Origin of the sequence: Rossellomorea sp. GCM10028870 (genome assembly GCF_042666755.1) — a bacterium.
GTDB lineage: Bacteria > Bacillota > Bacilli > Bacillales > Bacillaceae_B > Rossellomorea.
Map to the genome: position 1 here is coordinate 1 of NZ_JBHTGN010000003.1, position 21,573 is coordinate 21,573.

General features: G+C 42.2%; 19 protein-coding genes and 1 rRNA gene. 3 read left to right on the forward strand and 17 right to left on the reverse strand.

Annotation, left to right across the window (positions count from 1 at the left end; translation table 11 throughout):
• Positions 1–412 (reverse strand): 16S ribosomal RNA (locus ACFQWC_RS13810); the annotation flags it as partial.
• Between the two features lie 341 nt (positions 413–753).
• Here ACFQWC_RS13810 and ACFQWC_RS13815 point away from each other — a divergent pair.
• Positions 754–930, forward strand: a complete 177-nt coding sequence (locus ACFQWC_RS13815) for a hypothetical protein (protein WP_299743960.1) — start codon at positions 754–756, stop codon at positions 928–930.
• Between the two features lie 80 nt (positions 931–1,010).
• On the opposite strand, the gene ACFQWC_RS13820 is transcribed toward ACFQWC_RS13815, so the two are convergent.
• Positions 1,011–1,511: a GNAT family N-acetyltransferase gene (locus ACFQWC_RS13820; protein WP_377108024.1), complete on the reverse strand. Its 501-nt coding sequence runs from the start codon at positions 1,509–1,511 to the stop codon at positions 1,011–1,013.
• Positions 1,492–2,421 (reverse strand): DMT family transporter, encoded by a 930-nt coding sequence (locus ACFQWC_RS13825; RefSeq protein WP_377108026.1) that lies wholly within the window; start codon positions 2,419–2,421, stop codon positions 1,492–1,494. The genes ACFQWC_RS13820 and ACFQWC_RS13825 overlap by 20 nt, the downstream gene beginning before the upstream one ends.
• Before the next feature lie 102 nt (positions 2,422–2,523).
• Between ACFQWC_RS13825 and ACFQWC_RS13830 the strand changes: the two genes are divergently transcribed.
• Positions 2,524–3,216: an MgtC/SapB family protein gene (locus tag ACFQWC_RS13830; protein WP_113968801.1), complete on the forward strand. Its 693-nt coding sequence runs from the start codon at positions 2,524–2,526 to the stop codon at positions 3,214–3,216.
• Positions 3,217–3,256: 40 nt separating this feature from the next.
• Here ACFQWC_RS13830 and ACFQWC_RS13835 read toward each other — a convergent pair whose 3' ends face one another.
• The 12 genes from ACFQWC_RS13835 to ACFQWC_RS13890 all read right to left on the reverse strand — a co-directional run bounded on the left by ACFQWC_RS13835 (position 3,257) and on the right by ACFQWC_RS13890 (position 18,234).
• Positions 3,257–3,988 (reverse strand): MgtC/SapB family protein, encoded by a 732-nt coding sequence (locus ACFQWC_RS13835; RefSeq protein WP_299743949.1) that lies wholly within the window; start codon positions 3,986–3,988, stop codon positions 3,257–3,259.
• A 106-nt stretch (positions 3,989–4,094) separates the two neighbouring features.
• A complete protein-coding gene (locus ACFQWC_RS13840; RefSeq protein ID WP_299743946.1) occupies positions 4,095–5,966 on the reverse strand; it encodes a PTS fructose transporter subunit IIABC in 1,872 nt (623 codons plus the stop codon).
• 12 nt (positions 5,967–5,978) lie between these two features.
• Positions 5,979–6,890, reverse strand: a complete 912-nt coding sequence (gene pfkB / locus ACFQWC_RS13845) for a 1-phosphofructokinase (RefSeq protein WP_299743943.1) — start codon at positions 6,888–6,890, stop codon at positions 5,979–5,981.
• Positions 6,887–7,639 carry a DeoR/GlpR family DNA-binding transcription regulator gene (locus tag ACFQWC_RS13850; RefSeq protein ID WP_299743940.1) on the reverse strand — a complete coding sequence of 251 codons (753 nt, stop codon included), beginning with the start codon at positions 7,637–7,639 and terminating at the stop codon, positions 6,887–6,889. The genes pfkB and ACFQWC_RS13850 overlap by 4 nt, the downstream gene beginning before the upstream one ends.
• A 345-nt stretch (positions 7,640–7,984) precedes the next feature.
• Positions 7,985–9,964, reverse strand: coding sequence for a lipoteichoic acid synthase (gene ltaS, locus ACFQWC_RS13855; RefSeq protein ID WP_299743937.1), 1,980 nt, complete (start codon positions 9,962–9,964; stop codon positions 7,985–7,987).
• A 412-nt stretch (positions 9,965–10,376) separates the two neighbouring features.
• Positions 10,377–11,393: an ABC transporter permease gene (locus ACFQWC_RS13860; protein WP_377108030.1), complete on the reverse strand. Its 1,017-nt coding sequence runs from the start codon at positions 11,391–11,393 to the stop codon at positions 10,377–10,379.
• A gap of 1 nt (position 11,394) precedes the next feature.
• The gene (locus ACFQWC_RS13865; protein WP_299743931.1) at positions 11,395–12,270 is read right to left on the reverse strand and encodes an ABC transporter permease subunit; all 876 of its coding nucleotides are present in this window, start codon (positions 12,268–12,270) and stop codon (positions 11,395–11,397) included.
• 147 nt (positions 12,271–12,417) lie between these two features.
• Positions 12,418–13,239 (reverse strand): Cof-type HAD-IIB family hydrolase, encoded by an 822-nt coding sequence (locus tag ACFQWC_RS13870; protein ID WP_299743929.1) that lies wholly within the window; start codon positions 13,237–13,239, stop codon positions 12,418–12,420.
• Positions 13,240–13,334: 95 nt separating this feature from the next.
• Positions 13,335–14,792 (reverse strand): glycoside hydrolase family 32 protein, encoded by a 1,458-nt coding sequence (locus ACFQWC_RS13875; protein WP_299743927.1) that lies wholly within the window; start codon positions 14,790–14,792, stop codon positions 13,335–13,337.
• Positions 14,789–15,748 (reverse strand): aminoimidazole riboside kinase, encoded by a 960-nt coding sequence (locus tag ACFQWC_RS13880; RefSeq protein ID WP_377108033.1) that lies wholly within the window; start codon positions 15,746–15,748, stop codon positions 14,789–14,791. The genes ACFQWC_RS13875 and ACFQWC_RS13880 overlap by 4 nt, the downstream gene beginning before the upstream one ends.
• An 84-nt stretch (positions 15,749–15,832) precedes the next feature.
• On the reverse strand, positions 15,833–17,206 hold the full coding sequence (locus ACFQWC_RS13885) for a sucrose-specific PTS transporter subunit IIBC (RefSeq protein WP_377108035.1): 1,374 nt from the start codon (positions 17,204–17,206) through the stop codon (positions 15,833–15,835).
• Positions 17,207–17,409: 203 nt separating this feature from the next.
• Positions 17,410–18,234 carry a PRD domain-containing protein gene (locus ACFQWC_RS13890; RefSeq protein WP_299743922.1) on the reverse strand — a complete coding sequence of 275 codons (825 nt, stop codon included), beginning with the start codon at positions 18,232–18,234 and terminating at the stop codon, positions 17,410–17,412.
• A gap of 134 nt (positions 18,235–18,368) precedes the next feature.
• On the opposite strand from ACFQWC_RS13890, the gene ACFQWC_RS13895 reads away from it, so the two are divergent.
• On the forward strand, positions 18,369–19,112 hold the full coding sequence (locus ACFQWC_RS13895; protein WP_299744040.1) for an SIS domain-containing protein: 744 nt from the start codon (positions 18,369–18,371) through the stop codon (positions 19,110–19,112).
• Between the two features lie 45 nt (positions 19,113–19,157).
• On the opposite strand, the gene ACFQWC_RS13900 is transcribed toward ACFQWC_RS13895, so the two are convergent.
• Both ACFQWC_RS13900 and nagE read right to left on the reverse strand, forming a co-directional pair.
• Positions 19,158–19,883 (reverse strand): GntR family transcriptional regulator, encoded by a 726-nt coding sequence (locus tag ACFQWC_RS13900; RefSeq protein WP_377108038.1) that lies wholly within the window; start codon positions 19,881–19,883, stop codon positions 19,158–19,160.
• A gap of 140 nt (positions 19,884–20,023) precedes the next feature.
• Positions 20,024–21,406, reverse strand: a complete 1,383-nt coding sequence (nagE, locus tag ACFQWC_RS13905) for an N-acetylglucosamine-specific PTS transporter subunit IIBC (RefSeq protein ID WP_299743916.1) — start codon at positions 21,404–21,406, stop codon at positions 20,024–20,026.
• Positions 21,407–21,573 lie beyond the last annotated feature (167 nt).

The window sequence follows — 21,573 nt, forward strand, 5'->3', positions numbered from 1 at the left end:
ACGCGGCGTTGCTCCGTCAGACTTTCGTCCATTGCGGAAGATTCCCTACTGCTGCCTCCCGTAGGAGTCTGGGCCGTGTCTCAGTCCCAGTGTGGCCGATCACCCTCTCAGGTCGGCTACGCATCGTTGCCTTGGTGAGCCGTTACCTCACCAACTAGCTAATGCGCCGCGGGTCCATCTGTAAGTGATAGCAAGAAGCCATCTTTCAACATTTCCTCATGCGAGGAAATGAGTTATCCGGTATTAGCCCCGGTTTCCCGGAGTTATCCCAGTCTTACAGGCAGGTTACCCACGTGTTACTCACCCGTCCGCCGCTGACTGATGGGAGCAAGCTCCCATCAATCCGCTCGACTTGCATGTATTAGGCACGCCGCCAGCGTTCGTCCTGAGCCAGGATCAAACTCTCCGATAAAAGTTTGAATAGCTCTTTAAAAATAAATCTAGAATTAACGTTGACGTATTGTCTTGTTTTGTTCAGTTTTCAAGGTTCAAGGCTTGTCTACTCCGCTCTGAAGCGACTTTATTAATATAACATAACTTTTACTCTCGCGTCAACAACTTTTTTCATTTGTTTTTTCGTAATGGTGTTTGCTGCATCAGCGACGTTTATAAATATAACATGCTGTTAATGTTATTGCAATATATTTTTAAGGAAAACTTTAAAAACTTAATCAACCTCTTCTGTTGTTCTGTTTACCAGTAAACCTCCATATACATTATTACTACGCATTCCTGAAAGGAGATCTATTAATCATGCTTTCTAACGTCGCATTATCTCTATCATTCATCATGGCTGTGTATCTGTTTGCGTATTCATATGTACAAGCTCTTAAGATAAGCGAAAGCAGTACACCTGTAAGAGGAATGACTTTCATCTTTTCAGTCGTCATGGCGTTTGTGTTTTCTGGTTTTACATACGTATTTTCTTGAGTAAAGGTTCTGTTAACGATTAGTGTTGAGCAATTTAATAAAGGAGTAAAGGAGCGTAATGAACGCTTCTTTACTCCTTTTTAATTCAGGTTCAGCAGCAAACCTTCTTCCTGGTGAGACTCACCACCAATCGTTAATACCTCTTCCTTAATGCGTGTAGGATTAAAGGCATAATAGAAATGTTTGGATGGATTCTCTTTCAACACCCAGATCCACATAGAGTTGTATCCTTGTTTTTTAAGACCTGTAGAGGCAATTTCTAAGAGCTCTTTCCCGATGCCTTTACCTTGATATTCTTCCAGAAGATAAATGGCATATAACTCCCCTTCGTACTCCCCTGAACGCTCTTTCCCAAATGAAACAAAGCCGATGATTTGCCCATCATCCAATTCACATACATACGTATGATGAGATCCGGAAAGGATTTGTACCCACTTTTGTTCTCTTTCTTCTATTGATAAAGACTGAAGATAGTTTTCTGAAACAATTCCTTTGTACGTCGTTCTCCAGCTATGGACGTGTACGTATGCTAACCCGGGTGAGTCTTGAAGGTTTGCTTTTCTAAAGCGGAAGTTCTTCATTCTTTTTCACCTCGTTGACTTTTTGGACCATCTTTTTTAATTTCCTTTCTTCTATTAAGAAGAAGGTAACGCCGATGATTATGACAAGACCTCCAACCACTTGAGTCATCATCACTTTTTCAGCTAAGAGCCAATACGCAAGGATTGATGCTCCGATTGGTTCAAATAGGATGGCCATAGAGATGGTTGAGGTGCTTAACCATTTCAGGGACCAGTTGAATAATGAATGACCTAATAGTGTCGGGATGATGGCAAGCAATAGAAAGTATACCCAATCCTCTTTCGGATACGGCCCAAGGCTTTCGGAACGCATCATGACATATAAGAATAAAACGACTGAGCTGATCGCATAGACCAAATACGTGTAGGTAATGAGGGATAGCCGCTTTCTTATCGTCTGCCCGAATAACAGGTATCCTGTTACAAGAGCGCACGCCACTAAGGCTAAAATATCTCCCCATAGCGCGCTTCCGCTTATTTTAAAATCTCCCCAGCTTATGATGATACTTCCACTAACAGCTAAAACCGCCGAGATGATGGCTCTCCCTGTTAATTTTTCCTGAAAGAACAAGTAAGCCCCGATAAAAGCGAATAATGGCTGCAATGTGACGAGTACCGTAGAACTTGCAACCGAAGTATAATTTAAGGATTCAAACCAGAGTATGAAGTGAAAGGCCAGAAAGACCCCGGCTAAAATTGAAAACATCCAATCTCTCAGAGTAATAACTTTCAGTTCCTTCACATACTTTAAGAAAAATACAGGGGACATTAATAAAACTGTGAAAAACAACCGGTAAAAGGCCAGGACACCTGCTGGTGCACTCGATACTTTCACCAGGATGGCAGAGGTTGATACGGAGATGACTCCGATTGTGAGTAATAGATACGGATTAACCTTTGTGTCTGACATGACAAACCTCCTGATATGTATTCGTTGCTCCTATTTTATAATCAGCAGGGGTAAATTACTACATGAATATTCAGAGATAAACGTAGAACTGGAGGGGGCTTGATGGAGCTATTAGATACGACATTCATGATAAAGCTGGGTGTATCTGCGGTATTAGGGTTAATCATTGGGCTTGAGAGAGAGTTAAAGAGAAAGCCTGTAGGTTTAAAGACGTCTCTCGTTATATGTATCGTGAGCTGTTTATTAACGATTGTCTCTATTGAGTCTGCTTATATTTCGGAGGGATCGGATAAAGTAAATATCACGATGGATCCTTTGCGACTGGCAGCTCAGATTGTTTCAGGGATTGGTTTCTTAGGTGCCGGTGTCATTTTACGAAGAGGGAATGACAGTATTTCCGGGTTAACGACTGCAGCTATGATCTGGGGAGCGGCAGGAATTGGAATTGCTGTTGGAGCAGGCTTCTATATGGAAGCTACGGCTGGTGTGATCCTCTTGATTGTCTCCGTTGAAGTGGTGCCGATTATCATTACGTATTTAGGACCGAAACGATTGCGGGAAAAAGAGCTGTCTTTGCGTGCTACGATATTGGAGAAAAAAGAGATCAAATCGATTATTGAACGAATTAAAGCAGAAGAAATTTCTATTGAAAATATCCGCATCAAAGACTTAAAGAATCAGCAGCACCTTTTAGAATTGAAAATCATTGTGGACTTCAGAAAAAAGACCGTAGACATATACTATACGATTTCAGAAATAGAAGGGATAAAAGATGTGGAAATTGAAAGCTTATAAACGTTAAGGAATGAGGATACAAGAACACCCTCGTTCCTTTTTATTTTTTGTGAAGCTGGAACTTTTTTACACATTCTAAATCTTGGACAACTTCCAGTACTTCATTAAACTGAAGGGCACTTGGAGTTAATATAAGTAGGGAATATTTAAAGGCCTCCACCCCCTCCATTTCATCTCCTTCTTCAATTTGGTATTGAGTGATCTCGATTCCATGCTCATGAAGTGCGTCATTTATAGACGTGATATTCCCTTTCCCCTTTTGCACGGTCAGACTAAGGAGCAGGAGCTTCTTATGCTTCACTTTCTCCTTATAAAAGCTTTCCAGGTTGTTCAAGAAAAATAACGTCACGACGATTACCAGTGTTGTAAAGATAGCTAAATAATACATCCCAATGCCGACTACCAACCCCAAGCCTGCAACAACCCAAATACTGGCGGCAGTGGTTAAACCTCTAACCGTCACGCCTCCATGGACCATAATCGTACCCGCACCAAGAAAGCCGATACCCGAAATAACATAGGAGGGAATCCGACTTGGGTCAAAACCAACCAATTGAGGGTGTTCGTCTAAAAACGGTTCGAATCCATATAGGGAAACAAGCATCAATAAACAGGAGCCGACACCCACAAGAATATGAGTGCGTAAACCAGCCGGGTGATTTTTAAATTCCCTCTCTATACCAATTAAGCCGCTCAGTAGAACGATTAACATAATACGAATAAGAGCAGTGTAAAACTCATCTGGAATCTCCAGATAATCTATCATCTCCATAGCTTTTCCCCTCTCCATCATCTACCTATACTTTTTACCTGGAACGAACCTTTTAAAACGCAAAAATCAAAAAAACCAGGTGGAATTCACCTGGTTCTTTCATGAATCATTTAATCGGCTTCTTTAATAACCCAACCATCACGGCTGTAATAACAGAGCCAATCAGTACTGCTAACAGATATAAGAACGGATTCCCTTCTACTACCGGGAAAACAAATAATCCACCGTGGGGGGCAGGTAAACCAATCCCAAAGAACATCGCTAACGCTCCTGCAACCGCAGAACCAGTCACAATTGAAGGGATGACCCGGAATGGATCGGCTGCAGCAAACGGAATCGCTCCTTCTGTAATAAAAGATGCTCCCATAAAGTATGCCGCGATACCCGCTTTTCGCTCATTATCATTGAACTTCTTCTTGAATATTGTCGTTGCCATGGCCAACCCCAGTGGCGGTACCATTCCACCCGCCATGATGGCGGCATGGGGAGCAAGGTTTCCTCCTTCAATCATGGCAATGCCGAATGTAAAGGCAGCTTTGTTGATCGGACCCCCCATGTCGACTGCCATCATTCCACCAAGAACCAGTCCGAGTAAAATCAGGTTCCCTGTTCCCAGTCCATCCAACCAGTTTTGAATCCCCGTATTCACTGCACTCAGTGGCTCCACAAGGAACTGAAGCATGATGAATCCAGTAATGAATATCCCCAGCAACGGATAGATCAATACAGGTTTGATTCCTTCCAATGAAGGAGGGAAATTGTTTGTTAAACGCTTGATTCCGAGAACTACATAACCTGCTAAGAAACCGGCAATAATTCCACCTAAGAACCCGCTTTGACCCGTTGCAGCAATCAACCCGCCAATCATACCAGGGGCAAATCCTGGCCGGTCAGCTATACTCATGGCAATGAATCCCGCTAAGACAGGCACCATTAAGTAAAAGGCATTATCTCCGCCGATTTTCATTAGCATGGCTGCAAATTCATTATACTCAGGAGAATCAGGATTCGCTGACTGAATGCCGAATAAGAACGAGATCGCAATCAAGATCCCTCCCCCTACAACGAATGGAAGCATGTTGGAAACACCATTCATCAGATGCTTGTAAAAGCCTGACTTTTGTTTTTTCTCAGGACCAGCATGAGTCTCACCGGATCGCTCTCCACCTTTATATAGAGGCGCATCTTGTTTCATAGCCTGATTCAATAATTCTTCAGGACGCCTAATCGCTTCTGCAACAGGAACTTCTATCACGTGCTTTCCTTTAAAACGATTCATTTCCACTTTCGTATCGGCAGCTACGATTATAGCTACAGCGTTTACAATTTCTTCAGAAGTTAAGACGTTCTTCGCTCCACCGGATCCGTTCGTCTCTACTTTTAGATTTACACCAATTTCTTTCGCTTTGGCTTTCAACGCATCTGCTGCCATATACGTATGAGCAATCCCTGTAGGACATGCCGTTACAGCCAGGACCTTCCCTACGTTTGTGGAAGATTCAGCAGGAATCTCTTCCTCGTCCTCTCGATCATGAACATTAATAATCTCTAAAACTTCTTCTTTTGATGAAGCATTCACTAACGCTTTGCGGACATCGGAGTCCATCAGCATAGAGGAAAGACGGCTTAACGCTTCTAGATGTGTTTGATTGGCCCCTTCTGTTGCTGCAATCATGAAGAACAAATGAGCAGGAGCCCCATCGAGAGATTCATAGTCTACTCCATGTGCTGATTTGCCGAATGCAATGGCAGGTGATTTGACTGCCGATGTTTTCGCGTGAGGAATGGCGATGCCTTCCCCAATACCTGTTGTACTTTGTGCTTCACGATTAAGAATCGCTTGCTTAAATTCTTTAGGGTCCTTTAGCTTCCCGCTTTTATCTAATACGGAAACCAATTCGTCAATGACTCCGGTTTTTGATGTAGAAGATATATTTAGCTGAATCGTATCTTTCGTTAGTAATTCAGTAATTCTCATGTTTGTTCCCCCCTATTTTTTCGTAATCTGAATTTCTTCAAATAAGCTTTCCACTTTATCCGATGAACAAAGACCGATTGAATAAGCCGTGGCAGATCCAGCCGAGGTTCCCAAGCGGAATGCGTCCTCAATGCTCCAGCCCCTTGATAGTCCCGCAAGGAATCCGGCAACGGTTGAATCTCCTGCACCGACCGAGCTTTGCAACTTTCCACTTGGTACGGAAGAATACAATACCTCTTTACCGGTCAGTAAGAGGGCACCTTTTTCCGCCATTGAAACCATCACGTTTTCGACTCCGTAATCCTTCAACTTCTTTCCGTAGTGAACCGCATCATCAACTGACTCAATATTCACATCAAACATCTCACCCAGCTCATGGTGATTCGGTTTGATCAAGAAGGGATTCAAGGAAAGAACTGGCTGAATCAAGTTTTTCTCGGCATCGATAATCACTTTCGTTCCTTGTTCCTTACATTGTTCAGCAATCTCCTGGTAAAATGATTTAGGCACCGATCCAGGTATGCTTCCCGCCAGAACGATCATGTCTTCTTCTGTTAATGATGATATTCGCTGAAGTAACTGCTGTATATGTTCCTCGCTAATCGATGGTCCACTACCGTTGATTTCCGTTTCATCATCAGACTTAACCTTCACGTTAATCCGTGAAGCTTCTTCTACTTCGACAAATTCAGCTTTTATCTTTTCTTTATTTAAAAATTGTTTAATATACTCACCGGTAAATCCTCCTGCAAATCCAAGAGCAACACTTTCTACATTCAGTACATGTAAAACTCGGGAGACATTGATTCCTTTGCCTCCGGGAAAAGCACTTTCTTTCTCACTTCGGTTTAGACCTCCTTTTTGAAAGGAGTCAAGTTCCATAATGTAATCCACAGAAGGGTTCAGTGTTAAGGTATAGATCATGGTGTCACAACCTTTATCGTAGTTTGTTTCATTATTGCTGTGTCATGTTCGTCATCCAGTGCGTTCGTTATAATCATGGCTTTATCGAGATCCACAATTTTGCTGAATGCAATTTCTCCAAACTTGGAGTCATCCGTTAAGAACATGGCTTCTCTTGATAATTCAATGGCCATTCGCTTTACTTGAGCCTCCTCGGGGTCCGGAGTCGTGAATCCATATTGAGCATGAACCCCGTTCGCACCCATAAATGCTTTATCAAATCGATACTGGCGTAAGGATTCAACCGCTCCACTCCCGACCATCGCTCTTGTGACAGGCTTTACATATCCACCGATCATATACGTTTTAAATCCTTTTTGGATGAGTGTATCCACATGGGTCAACCCATTCGTTACAACCACAATATCCATCTGCGGAAGGTGGTCGATGAGACTCAATGTTGTCGTGCCTGCATCCAAAAAGATGCAATCCCCCTCTTCTACGAGGGAAGCAGCATACTGACCGATGGACTGCTTTTCATGAAAGCTTTTGGATGATTTTTCAGAAACGCTCAATTCCTTCAATTTCCCTTGAAGCCTTGCAGCTCCACCGTGGATACGTTTCAGAAATTTCTCTTGCTCGAGCTGTGTTAAGTCCCGGCGGATCGTTGACTCAGAAGCGTTCGTAACATCCACAATCTCTTGGATTTTTATCGTATCTTTCTCCTTCAATAAATCTAAGATGATTCCATGTCGTTCCTCCGTTAACATAGCATTCTCCTACTTTCTCCGTTTCTTGTTACTCTCATTATAATGAGAACGTTTACAAAAATCAATCATTTTTAATCAAAAGTAATCATTTTCTATCATAAATCAACCAAAATCAATCAAACGTTTCTTTATTTATTCTTCTGTTGAATTTCTTCCATTATTCAACTGTTAAATTCGAGCCATTATTCGTCTGTCAAATCCATGCCGATATTTGCCTGTCAAACCCTAACGATTCATTCAACGGTTGAATTCGCCCCCTTCAAAACCCCAACAACCCAACCTCCAAAAAAAACAAGCTCCACCTCACCGAAATCGGTGGATGGAGCTTGCTTAAAGTTACATATTTTATTCGTGATTTTCTTCATTTGAAGCTTCAGGATCTTCTGAGCTTTTTGGATTAGGATTATTATACTGATAATCTGAACGATCTATCGGTTTGTATCCTTGAGGTTTATAGAAGCGAAGTAAATCTTCATAAACCACTTTATCGGAAAGCTCTAAACGTTTGTTCGCTTCCTTACTTGCTTCTTCACAAGCCTTATTTCCTTCTTCTACAGGTTGACCTGTTTCGTTATCGTAGCAGACTCCTTTAATTTCAGAGTACTTATCTGTAATGACATCTCCATTACGGAAAGGTACGATTTGCTTGCGCTCTTCAGAAAGCAGGTCCTGACCAAAGCTTAGATAATCTTTTGTCTCTACTCCCAGAAGGTGCATAATCGTAGGGCGAAGATCAATCTGTCCACCGTACGTATGGTTAACTCCACCTTCTGCACCAGAGTTAAGAATCAACAATGGTACTCGTTGCAGCTGAGCACTTTCATAGTTATCCACTTCTTTACCTAATACCTCGGACATCGCCTTATTATGGTTATCAGAAATTCCATAGTGATCACCATAAAGAACGATCATCGTATCTTCATATAAACCTTTTTCTTTCAAATCATTCACAAAGTCTTCCAGTACTTGATCCATGTAGTGAGACGTTTGGAAATATCGATCTACTACACCGTTACCTGTTTCACCCTGAGGGAAATTAGCATCTTCCTCATGGCGGTCAAACGGGAAGTGATTGGATAATGTAATGAATTTTGTGTAGAACGGTTGTTTTAAACTTTCCAGCATCGGAATTGATTCTTCAAAGAACGGCTTATCCTTTAAACCATATGGAAGCTGTTCTTCTGGATTACTCATATCGTAATACGTTGCATCGAAGAACTCGTCATAGCCCATAGAACGATACATCTCAGAACGGTTCCAGAATGTTTTATAGTTACCGTGGAATACCGCTGAAGTATATCCTTCTCCCTTTAGAATCGAAGGAGCTGATTGATACGTGTTGTTAGCATGTGTCATGAATACAGCACCTTGAGGAAGTGGGAATAGTGAGTTTTCAATAATAAACTCAGAATCGGATGTTTTCCCCTGACCTGTTTGATGGAAGAAGTTATCGAAGTACATCGCTTCTTCACTGTCCACCAAAGAGTTCAAGAATGGTGTAACTTCCTCTCCATTTAGCTCTCTGCCAATCATAAATGTCTGCAGTGATTCCATGGAGATGTAGATAACGTTTTTCCCTTTTGCTTTACCAAAGTATTCAGGATTTGGTTCTACTTTATTTGCTTTTACGTAATTTTCAACTTCTGAAACTTCATTACTGTCGGCCAAAGCTCGTTTAGCAGACGTTTTGGAGTTTTGAACAATATCATAAATCGTAAAGTTGTGAGTTCCAAGATACTTCACTAGATAGTTACGGTCAAAACTGCGAGTCAATAATTCAGGACGATCAATGTTCGCTAAGCCTAAATTCAATAAGAACACAAGGACTGCAGATGTCATGACCGCGAACACTGAACGGAAACGCAATTTCTCCTGTGGCTTCACTTTCTTAAGAACCATCAATCCAATGATAATGAATAGATCCAGGAAATACAGAATATCTAATGGACTGATTAATTCAAGTGCACTGCCACCAAGACCGTTATTCGTTTTTGCCTGTAAAATAACAGGCACTGTAATAAAGTCATTAAAGAATCGGTAGTACACGACGTTCGCGTATAGAACGAAGGACATTAACAAATTAATAACGATAAACGCAATATATCTCCCTTTGCCCTTCCAGAATAATGCGAAGGCAAAGAATAATAGGGCAGAACTTAATGGGTTAAAAAATAAAAGAAAATGCTGAAGCGCATTTTGTATTCCCAGGTTAAATTCAGCTAAATATACGGCATAAGTCTTAATCCAAAATAGTATAACGACTGTAAAGAAGAACGATAACTTCCCAGTACGCATATCATCAAACTGTCTTTTTAAGAAGTTCATGCTTCATCACCTTTTTTATTAGTATTTATTTAGAACATGTATGACTGAAAGTTTATTAAGAATTTGTTTAGCAAATGTAAATTCATTTGAATCAACAACGAGTATTATAACAAAAAATAATTTCATGTGTATAACAATTTCTTGTGAATCGTAACAAAAATATTTCATGAAAATTCGACATTCCGTAACAAACAAGGCAGGAAAGCTTGAGCTGTCAAGGCTTTGTCCATTTTGAACAATTCGTGAACGCCCCATACTTTCCCAATCCTGTGGATATATATACTAAAAATGTTAATAGTGATTTAAGATTGTTTACTCAATGTAAACTTATTCCCCGGAATCCATTTAATCAAACACAAAAAACGATGAAATTTTTACCATATCAATCATCTTGCTTCCTATACTATTATGCTCAAATCTTTTTCATTTTTACCCTTTGAAACTCAGCCTGTCCCGGTTGATCAGGTTTCTTAGTTAATGGACGATAGGCTGATTTAAATTTCTTCCTATAGTAGGATTGCCCGCTTTTGGATTGGACATATCCTTCGATCATCAACGAGACCGATAACATTGTTGCCGAAAAGAAAAGAATCGGTGTCAGTGGAACCCACGGTGCTCCCTGAAGGTACCTGAAGGAGTCCCCGATCATTCCCGACCATTCATAGGTGATGGATCTTGGAGGGTCATTGATCAATTGATAGTCTACATCGGTTCCACCAAGGAACAGGGTTAATAATCCTAAATGAATAAAAATGATAAGAGCTTGCATGAATTGCTGACCCAGCAAAATGACAAGCTTCTCTTTCATCCCGGGCAGAATGTGTTTAAAGATGATTCGCCACTTTCCTGCACCCAGAGTTTTCGCGCTCATGATAAAGTCTTGTTTATAAAGCAAAGAGACTTCATTGCCAATCAGAGCTGACAATATGGGCACAATAAGTAAGGTCAAGATCAGTATCTCAAGGATGAAACGTTCCACAATCGAATTAGGAAAACCTTCAAACGGTTCCCAAAGGATCGGTTCCAACAAAAAATACGCGAGGATCGTCAAGGGGATGTAATGGAAAGAATCAATCCAGCCATTAACGTACTTCTTATACTTCACAAGAAACGTCCCAAGTACCAACCCGAGTGGGATCGCTAAAAACACACGTAAAAAGGCGATCACTAATGCCGTTAGAATTGTATACTTGGCACCAATAATGATTTTTCCGAGCATGTCAAGCCCCAGGGGGTCCGTTCCAAATGGGAAAGACCATTTTGGTGAAATTGGAGAAGATTCCACTACAACACCCTCAACAGAAATAAAATACAATCTCCGCACTTCATTCCCCCACATAATTGAATAGACAAAACTGGAGGTAAGCATGAATGCGATAAATGTAAATCCAATAAGAAAGAGCGGGTTCTTCCAAACATTTTTCTTCATATTATATTTCCTCCCCCTTATTGGCTTTTTTAGAAAGGACCATTTCTCCCAACGTGTAAAAGACAAACAGAGGAATGAATATAGAAAGAATGGCGATTGTAAACATTTTCGGCTGCAGAGTCGACATTAAGAAACGAGTTATCCCCGTTATATTAAATAGGAGCTCCAGCACAAATAAATTGGAGAGCATAAACCAGACGGTCTTCTTTGATTGAAAGAACACGGAAACGACAGCGTTTCTTAAAATATGAAACGTCAATATCACCAGTTTCCCCAGTCCAATGGATCGAGCCAGGGTCACATAGTCTTTGCTTTCTTCACTTTCAAATGAAAGAATCGAAATCCTGAACAGCTGAACTGTAGGTAAAATCGCCAATACGAGCACAGGTAATAGAAATGCGCGTTCAGTGGCGACTGATGCAATTTCAAAAAACAGGATGCCCGTTTGCTTATACAGGGAGAGTACAAATAACTGCGAAAGCAAAATAACCAGAACATCCGGCATCGATTCGATCAAATAAAGGGTGAACTTGATTCGGTCTCTGTTTCTTTGAGAAAACAACATGGTGAGGATCGTGAGGAGAATACTTAAGAAGCATGCCAGAAGAAAAGCAGAAAACAAAACGAGTAACGAATAGGAAATCGGGTCCCATATATAAGGAAATAAATCGCGTTCCAGCTGCCCTCCGATAATGATATAGGTTAAATCCCCCGGATGAAACAAGGCATAAATGATATCTTTAACAGATTGCACATATGCCTGCAACCTCAATTCACGATGACCTATTCCTGAAAGGAGCACGGGCAGTCCGCCTATTAAAATAATGCCTATGATTGATAAGAAGAATTTGAGTAAAATACCACCGATTACTCTCAATGGATTGTCCCCCTGTAGGAATGATTAGTTTTAATAGTATCATAGGACGGTGCATATTATACATTATTTTCCTGTTTTTTCACAATTCCCTATACTCCTTAAAAAAAATGACCGAAATCCCCTAAAAGGACTTCGGTCGTTTCTTCTTTACACTCTCGAAAGTTTATTCAACACAAATTTTTCAACGACTTCCGCTACTCCGTCCTCCATATTAGAGGCCGCAACGTAGTCCGCTTTTGCTTTTATATCCTGAGGAGCGTTGCCCATGGCGACACCCAGCCCTGCAAATTCGATCATGGCAAGATCGTTGTAGCTGTCCCCTATGGCAATGACCTCTTCCGCTTTAATGCCCATCGGCTTGATCAGATAGTCGAGGCTTGCTCCTTTTGTCACTCCAAGCTGTGTAAACTCCAAGAAGAATGGTTTGGAGCGCATCACACTCAGTTCACCTTCCAGTTCGGTTTGAAGTTTTTTCTCGACTTCCACCAATCGATCGGCTTCTTTTAACATGAGTGCCTTCACAACAGGCTCCTTAATTGCTTCTTTAAAGTTCGGAACCACCTTTACAGGCAGCCCTGTCAATTCACTTTCAATAGAAGCATATTCACTTGTTTCTTCTACGACAATCGCATCATCAGCATAAGTCAGAATCCCTACATCTTCCCGTTTACTCAAATCATATAAGCGATGAGCGGTTTCGGCTGATAGAGTTCGACTGTATTTCTCTTCGTTTGTCTTGCAATCTATTATTTTCGATCCATTGAAAGAAAGAATATAGCTTCCGTATCGGTCCAGCTTCAGTTCTTTTGCAACCCACTTCATCCCAAACGTGGGGCGGCCGGATGCCAGGACAACTTTCACTCCAGCTTCCTGCGCTTGAAGTAAAGCATCTTTTGTACGACCCGAAATCGTTTGGTCATCTCGTAATAATGTATCATCTAAGTCCAGTACAATCATTTTATAAGTCATAATGAAAAATCCTTTCAGGAAATCTGATTTATATTATCTTACTATAACATCTATCTTTTAGTATGAAAAAGAAAATAGACTACCGAATCGGCAGTCTATTTCAAGTTTACATGGTCCAGATCCCATTTTCTAATGGTAAAACCAGCCTGGTTTGAAGCTCCGAATACTACAGCATCAGTGTTTGGTGATGGATAGAACCGGGCTGTAAACGTTTCTTCTCCTCCATTTATAAATACTTCAATGGAAGAAGTGTCGACAAACACTCTTAATGAATTCAATTTCTCCACTTTACATTGCCGCTTCTCTACCACTCCATTTACATAGCTTTTGCGCTCAAGAGTCACCATCTGTTCCCCGATAGAATAAACGAGTCTGCCTCCATCTCCAATGGAAAGATCAAACCACCCTTCAGATAAGGACAAATCCTCGATCTCCAATTCAAACGCTTTTCCGTTTACGCCACTGAGTTCGCGGCATTCTTTATCCAATTCAACCTCGTGTTCTATAGCTTCTCCGGCTCTTAAATCCCGCAATTCTACAAGAGGAACCTGTCTCACCTTACCGTTCACAAGCTTCAGCTCACGAGGCAAGGTCATTGTATGAAGCCATTTATGTTCAATGGTGGGATGATCCTGTTCATTTTGATCTGGTACACTCATCCAGGCAAATAGAATACGGCGGCCCTTGTCATCGATTGTCGTTTGTGGTGCATAGAAGTCGAAGCCGCGATCCAATTCTTCGAAATCGCCATGTTCAAACCTTCCTGCAGCTGAATCAAAATGTCCGGCAACATAGCCTGCCTGATACACATTTTGATACTTCATTCCGGAAGCTTCTATTCCCTGCGGCGAGAAAATTAGGATGTCCTGATCTTCTAACCTGAACAAATCGGGACATTCAAACATATAACCGAAGTCAGCAAGTTTGCCCACGCCTCCACCTGCAAGGACGCTCCGATACTCCCAATCAATTAGATCATGCGATTGCAACATAGCGACTGCTCCTTTTAACTCTGTCGTCTGTGCACCTACAACCATAAAAAATGCTCCATCCTGTTCCCACACTTTTGGATCGCGGAAATGGGCGGTAAATCCTTCCGGCAAGTGAACGACGGGACCTTTTTTGTCAAAATGAATACTGTCTTCCGAGAGTGCTAAGCACTGATAGGATTCCCGATTCCCTTCCTTGTCCTTCACGTTCCCTGTATAGTACGCATAGATTTTCCCGTCATGCTCGATGGCACTTCCGGAATAACAACCATTTTTCTCATACCATTCTGCAGGCGTGAGGGCGATGTCTTCATGCGTCCAGTTCACTAAGTCCCTTGACGAGTAATGCCCCCAGAACTTCGCACCATGTCCTGTTTTAAAGGGCATCCACTGGTAATATAAGTGATAGACCCCTTTGAATTGGATAAATCCATTCGGGTCATTCAATAGTCCCACAGGTGGCATGAGGTGATAATGAAGGCGGTAGGGATCCTGCTCTACAATACCCTTATGCTTTTCCATTTCTTCATATACTTCTTGTCGAAGCTGTTCATCTTTGGTCATCGTATCTCACCTTTCCTTAGATGATGGTTTACTTCTTCTAAAGTAGGTAGAGCCGTCATCGCCCCTTTTGTTGAGGCAGCAAGTGCACCGGATATGGCTGCAAACCGGGCCATGCGGGCTGCTTCTTCTATTGATAAGGATTCAATATTCCCTTTGTATTCATGTAGAGAATAGAGAATCCCGGATACAAACGCATCCCCGGCCCCGGTTGTATCCACTGCTTTCACCTTCATGGCAGGTACGTACTGTCGAGCATCTCCTACATACACAATGCTTCCTTCTGCCCCCATCGTGATAATCAAGAAAGGAATATTGTATGATTTTAGTTTCGCTACCCCTGCTTCAATCTCTCTTTCACCAGTAATAAATTCGAGTTCTTCCTCAGAAATTTTCAAAACATCCGCTTCAGATAACATGCTCTTAATCGTTTCTCGGGCATTTTCCTCAGAATCCCATAATCCTAATCGTAAATTGGGATCATACGAAACCAGTAAACCATTCTCTTTCGCCACTTTCACAGCATGTTGCGTCGCTTTTTTCGCCGGAGAGCTGATCATGGAGATGGAACCAAAGTGAAGGATTTTATGGGAAACGAAATCCTCTTCGTCTATATCATTTACTTGGAGGAATCGGTCGGCACTCGGATCAATGTAAAAGTCAAAGCTGCGCTCTCCGTCTTCTCCATTGGTTACAAATACCACTCCCGAACGGACATCAGGAGTTAAAAGCATTTGATTGGTCCGAACACCATATTCCTGAAGAGTCTCTTGCAGGAACCTCCCTAATACATCAGCTCCCACTTTCCCTAAAAAGGTAGATCTCGCGCCTAATCTAGCAAGTCCAACAGCCACATTGGCGGGAGCTCCTCCGGGACTTTTTTGATAGGTAGTATTTTGTTCATCTAAAGGGATGAAGTCTATCAGTGCTTCTCCCAGTGAGATAATTCCCTGTTTCATATCGAGTTCCTCCTCGTTCCATTCGCTTCTACTTTAAATATAGCAAATCCTTACTAGTCAGGTGACTAGTAAGGATAAAGATTTCTATTTTGCCTCTTCCTTCCACCCCAGTAACAAGGTTGCAACAAAGGCACCCGCTACTGCGATGACAAATCCGATTCCATAATTAAGAGGGTCTTGAGCGATCGCAAACATCGGAATACCCGTCAGTCCAATTCCGTTGGCCATCACTTGAGTGAATACCACGTATGCTCCCCCAAGTGCTCCACCGATGGCCGCTCCAATAAATGGGCGACGATGCTTTAAGTTGACCCCGAAGATCGCCGGTTCTGTAATTCCCAGAAAAGCAGAAACGGCTGCCGGTACAGCAATTTCTTTCGTTTTCTTGTTTTTCGTTTTAAAGAAGACGGCGAGTGTTGCCCCACCTTGTGCAACGTTTGCCATTGCCCAAATTGGCAGCAAATAGTTTCCGCCGATGTTTGATAACAGCTCAGCCTCGATGGCATGGAAGCTGTGATGAACACCGGTTAATACAATTGTTGAATACAATCCCCCGAAGATCAATCCAGCAATTGGGCCGGCCGTGTTGTAGACAACATCCAGAACCGTTGTGATTCCGTTACCGAGAACTCTTCCAAGTGGTCCAACGACAAGCAGGGCTGTAAATCCTGTGAAGATGATCGTCAAGAACGGTGTCACCAATAAATCAACGGTATTCGGTACAATTTTGCGTAAGCCTTTTTCAATCTTTGCCATTAAGTAAACGGTTAATAGTACTGGAATAACCGTCCCTTGGTACCCGAGCATTTCAACGCCAAATCCGAAGAAATCAAGAGTGTCCGGCTGGGCATCGGCAAGACCCCAAGGATTCAGTAATGCCGGGTGGGTCATGATCCCCCCGATGACAGCACCTAAGTAACCATTCGCGCCAAATTCTTTCGCTGCACTCATCCCGATCAAGATCGGTAAAATGATGAAGGCAGCAGAAGAGAACATGTCCAGCATCACGAATAGACCGCTTTCAGGATCTACCCATTTATACGTTCTCATCAGACCAAGGAGCCCCATTAACATACCAGCCGCTACGATTGCAGGGATGATGGGTACAAATATGTTTGACAATGTACGTGCAAAACGGGCAAATGGGTTCATCTTCCGTTTGGCTGCATCGCTGTGAGACTCCCCCGTTGGTGACCTATCTTCAACTGATGCTCCAACAAGAGGGCCGAAATGTTCAAATACTTTGTTTACATTCCCTGTCCCGAATATGATCTGGAACTGACCGGAGCTTGAGAATGCCCCCTTCACACCATCCAATTCCTCGATGGCGCTCTTTTCTATCTGACTTTCGTCGTCAATCACGAGACGCAGACGCGTCGCACAATGAGTAGCGCTTACAACATTATTCTTTCCGCCCAATAACGGGACAAGCTGTTCTGCCACTTCACGATAGTTCATCATGAATCCCTCCTGTTTCTTTGAAAATATCAATAAAAAAAGACCTAGTACCCTTAAGAGAATAGAGGTAGGTCAAAGAGAGACGCTTACCATTATCGTCTTAAAGATTCTAGGTCTTGCCTGCATGATCAGTAACAATCCTACTGTATGAAATTGATGAGTTCATTCTACAATATGAAAACGGTACCGTCAACCATTTACTTTTACTTTAAGAGGCGCTCTATGTGCAGCGCGATATACGCAACCTCTGAAGGAGGGAAGTCAATGTTGTATTCTTCCTGAAGATATTTTGTGATTTCCTTTGAGCACTCATAAGCCCTTAGGTATTTCATCTGAATGAGTTCAAGCATGTCTTCATCGATGGGATCAAACTGGTCTCCCTGCTCAATCCGATTTAGCGCAAAACGGAGATGGGTGATCAATCGTTGATAGTTGATGCTCGACTCTTCTACTTCTATGGAAAGAATCGATTCTACCTGATCGACAAAATCCCTCAGGATCGTTGCATGCTTCAACGTTTCACTCATGGAAGGGGCATCCATCTTCGCCGTATGAATATGAAGGGCAATATGAGCCGCTTCATCATCAGGGATTTCGATCCCGAGTTTCTCCCTTATCTCTTCTTTAGCCCATAGCCCAACTTCATATTCCTTTTTGTAAAGCAGCTTGATTTCGTTCAAGAGCTTATTTTGGATGGGGATTCCTTGCTGCAGTCTCTCAAGTGCAAATGACAGGTGATCCGTCAGGGCTATATGGATATGATCGCTAAGAGGGGCATTTAAATGTCCCTCTGCATAGCTGATGATGTTTTCAGCGATCTCAATATGTTCCTCCGGCAAGGTAGCCAGTAGCTGCTGGAATTTCTCCGAGGATTGTTCATGAAGGACAAAGATCTTTTCAATTTTATTCTTGGGAATAATATCATTTCGCTTCTTTTGAAAAGCAATCCCGCTCCCCATCACAATTTTCTCCTGCGGCCCGTCCACCACTACAACAGCATTGTTGTTTAAAATTCTAAAAATACGCATATATGTCCTCCGTACAGTTCATTACTCCTTATGTTACCACGATTTAGCGTAAAGATAACATGTAAAGTGTGTAGACTAAAAATTTTCATGAGGAATATGATATGCTGATAGAAAAAATGAAAGCGGGAAAAATAATGATTTCTACATACTTTGAAAAAATCCAGGAAAAGTTACATGTTGTGCAAACCATTGAAGCTGACAAAATGTCTGTGCTTGCCGGGAAGATTTCTTCTTCCATTCAACAAGATGGCATCATCCAGCTCTTCGGATGTGGTCACTCCCACATCCTCTCTGAAGAGGTATTCTATAGAGCAGGTGGACTCGTTCCGATCAATCCGATTTTGATAGAGCCACTCATGCTTCATGAAGGAGCCGTGCGATCTTCTCATTTAGAACGAGCGAAAGGGTATGCGAGTGAATTCATGAATGCACAAGATATTCAGCCCCATGATGTGGTGGTTGTTCTCTCCACTTCCGGAAAAAATCCCGTTCCAATCGATGTTGCCCTTCACGCGAAGGAAAAGGGTGCTTATGTTGTATCCATCAGTTCCTTTGACTACGTGGAGAAAGAAACATCCAGACATCCCAGCGGAAAATTTCTTAGTGAAGTAGTGGATCTTGCCATTAACAATCACTCTATCGTCGGGGATGCAATACTGACCGATGAACGAGTGGCTGTTCCATTCTCTCCCTCTTCAACCGTCGTCGGGGCGGCGATTTTGAATAGCGTTATGGCTGGTGCCATAGAAAACATGGTGGAAGAAGGATACGAGCCGCCTATCTTCATCAGCGGAAACGTGGATGGTGCAGATGATCATAACAAGGTGTTAATTGAGAAGTATCATAAGCGTATTCCCTTGTTAACGAAAGGATTATAGATAAAAAGAGTAGGTGCCCTTTATAAATAAGGCTCCTACTCTTTTTTACAGTCTGTCCAAGTTAATTTTAAACTTATATTTATCAGCTCGATATATAGATCGCACCAATTCAAAAGGAGTGCCGTCCTCCAGGAATGAATCGCGTTGGATGAGCAGCACCGGCTCACCGCTCTTGACCTTCAGATGCTTCGTATCCGCTTCGGTCACAATCGCCGCTTCCACTGATTGAGTGGCATGGCTGATGTGAAGGTTTAGCTCACCTTCAATATAATGATACAGGGATTTTTCCAGTATTTCCTGATTCAATCCAGGAAGAAGCTTGACTGGGATATGACTCGTTTCCAGGGCCATCGGTTCGCCGTTTGCAAGGCGAATTCGCTTCATAGTATACACAAGCTCTTCTTCCTCTAATGAAAGAAGTTCCTGTATATCCTCCCCTGCCGGAGAAATTTCGAAATGCAATAATTTATTTCCTGGCTCTAAACCGCGACTCTTCATGTCTTCGCTAAAGCTTGTTAACCCTTGAAGGCTTTGTTCAATCTTCCGGTAGGAGACGAATGTTCCCCGCCCTTTTTCTCGATATAACACATTCTTATTCACAAGATTGGTGATCGCCTGTCTCACGGTCATTCTGCTGATTTTAAATGCTTCAGCAAGCTCCCTCTCAGAAGGCAGGGCATCCCCTGGTTTTAGCTCTTCAGACTGTATTAAATGTTTAAGGTGCTCTTCTAACTGATAATACAAAGGAAGAGGAGAATTTTTATTAACCACGAACGCTTCTCCTTTCGAATTAAACGATTTATCTTTTATTTTAGTATATACACCCTGTTTATAACAGACAATTATCCGAGGTCTATATGAAAGTGGCAGACGATTTTGTCAAAAACGACAAACCCGTCTGCTCTCTCCATTTATTTTAACTTTCTTAACTCATCGGCAACAAATTCCACATCAGTCCCGACAATGACTTGAAGGTTTTTGTTGTTTACCTTCATCACACCTTTAGCCCCGTGTGCTTTTAACGCTTTTTCATCTACAAGTGCGGCGTCATTGATCTGTAATCGTAATCGTGTGGCACAGTTATCGATCACTGCCAGGTTTTCTTTCCCGCCAAGATCCTTCAGGAAATGTTCAGCCATTATTTCATATTTACTATTTCCACCTGAATTCTCATCTGCTACTACCACATCTTCATCATCTTCACGACCCGGAGTTTTCAAATTAAACTTCTTGATCAAGAAGGTGAATAGGAGGAAATAGATGATTCCATAAAGAATGCCTACCCCTAATAACAGCCAAGGTTTTTGACCGATATTGAAATTCAAGATGTAATCGAAGGCACCTGCTGAGAAACCAAAACCGTGATGGATCCCAAGTAGGTATGTGATGACCATTGAACTTGCCGTTAAAACCGCATGAATTCCATAAAGAACAGGAGATAAGAACATGAAACTGAATTCAATCGGCTCAGTGATCCCTGTTAAGAATGAAGTAACTGCTAATCCGATTAACATACCAGATACATTTGCACGCAGATGTTTTTTGGCAGTCACAATCATTGCCAGGCAAGCTGCCGGAAGACCGAACATCATGATCGGGAAGAATCCGGTTTGGAACGTTCCAGCTGTTGGATCCTTCGCAAAGAAACGCGGGATGTCCCCCTTCACGATTTCTCCTGCTGCGTCTTTAAATGTTCCAAATTCAAACCATACAAGTGTATTTAACACGTGATGCAGCCCGACTGGAATCAAGAGACGATTCAACAGGCCAAACACACCTACTCCCGTTGCACCTGCACCGATGATCCATTCACCGATGGAATTGATCCCGCTCTGAATCGGAGGCCAAACGATTCCAAAAACACCTGCGAGTATAACCATTGACGCAGCAGTTACAATCGGAACGAAACGTCTGCCTCCGAAGAAGCCAAGCCAGGCCGGAAGTTTAATATCATTAAAACGGTTATATAATAAACCTGCCACGACCCCGGAAATGATTCCACCGAAAATCGCCATATTGGCATCAGGGTCAAGGGCTTTTAAACCGCCCGTTAACACCAAATAACCGATGGCACCCGCCAGACCAGCCGTACCATTACCATCTTTCGAAAATCCGATTGCCACCCCGATGGCAAAGATTAAAGCTAAATTTTTAAATATGGCATCTCCTGCTTCAGACATGAACGCGATTCCCAATAAATCATCCTGACCTAAGCGCAGCAATAATGCAGCTGCAGGCAGAACCGCGATTGGAAGCATGAGCGATTTACCGATTCTTTGCAAGAAACCTAACATACTATCCTCTCCTTTTGTTTCAAGTGAAAGCGTTTAAGCAAAACACATCATATCATTAAAAAGGAATAGATGTCTATACCAATTTAACGATTGGAACTTATTGTTCAGTAAGTTAGAAAAGTTCCCCACCAGTCTGAATTGTAAAACATTTATTATAACTCTAACTG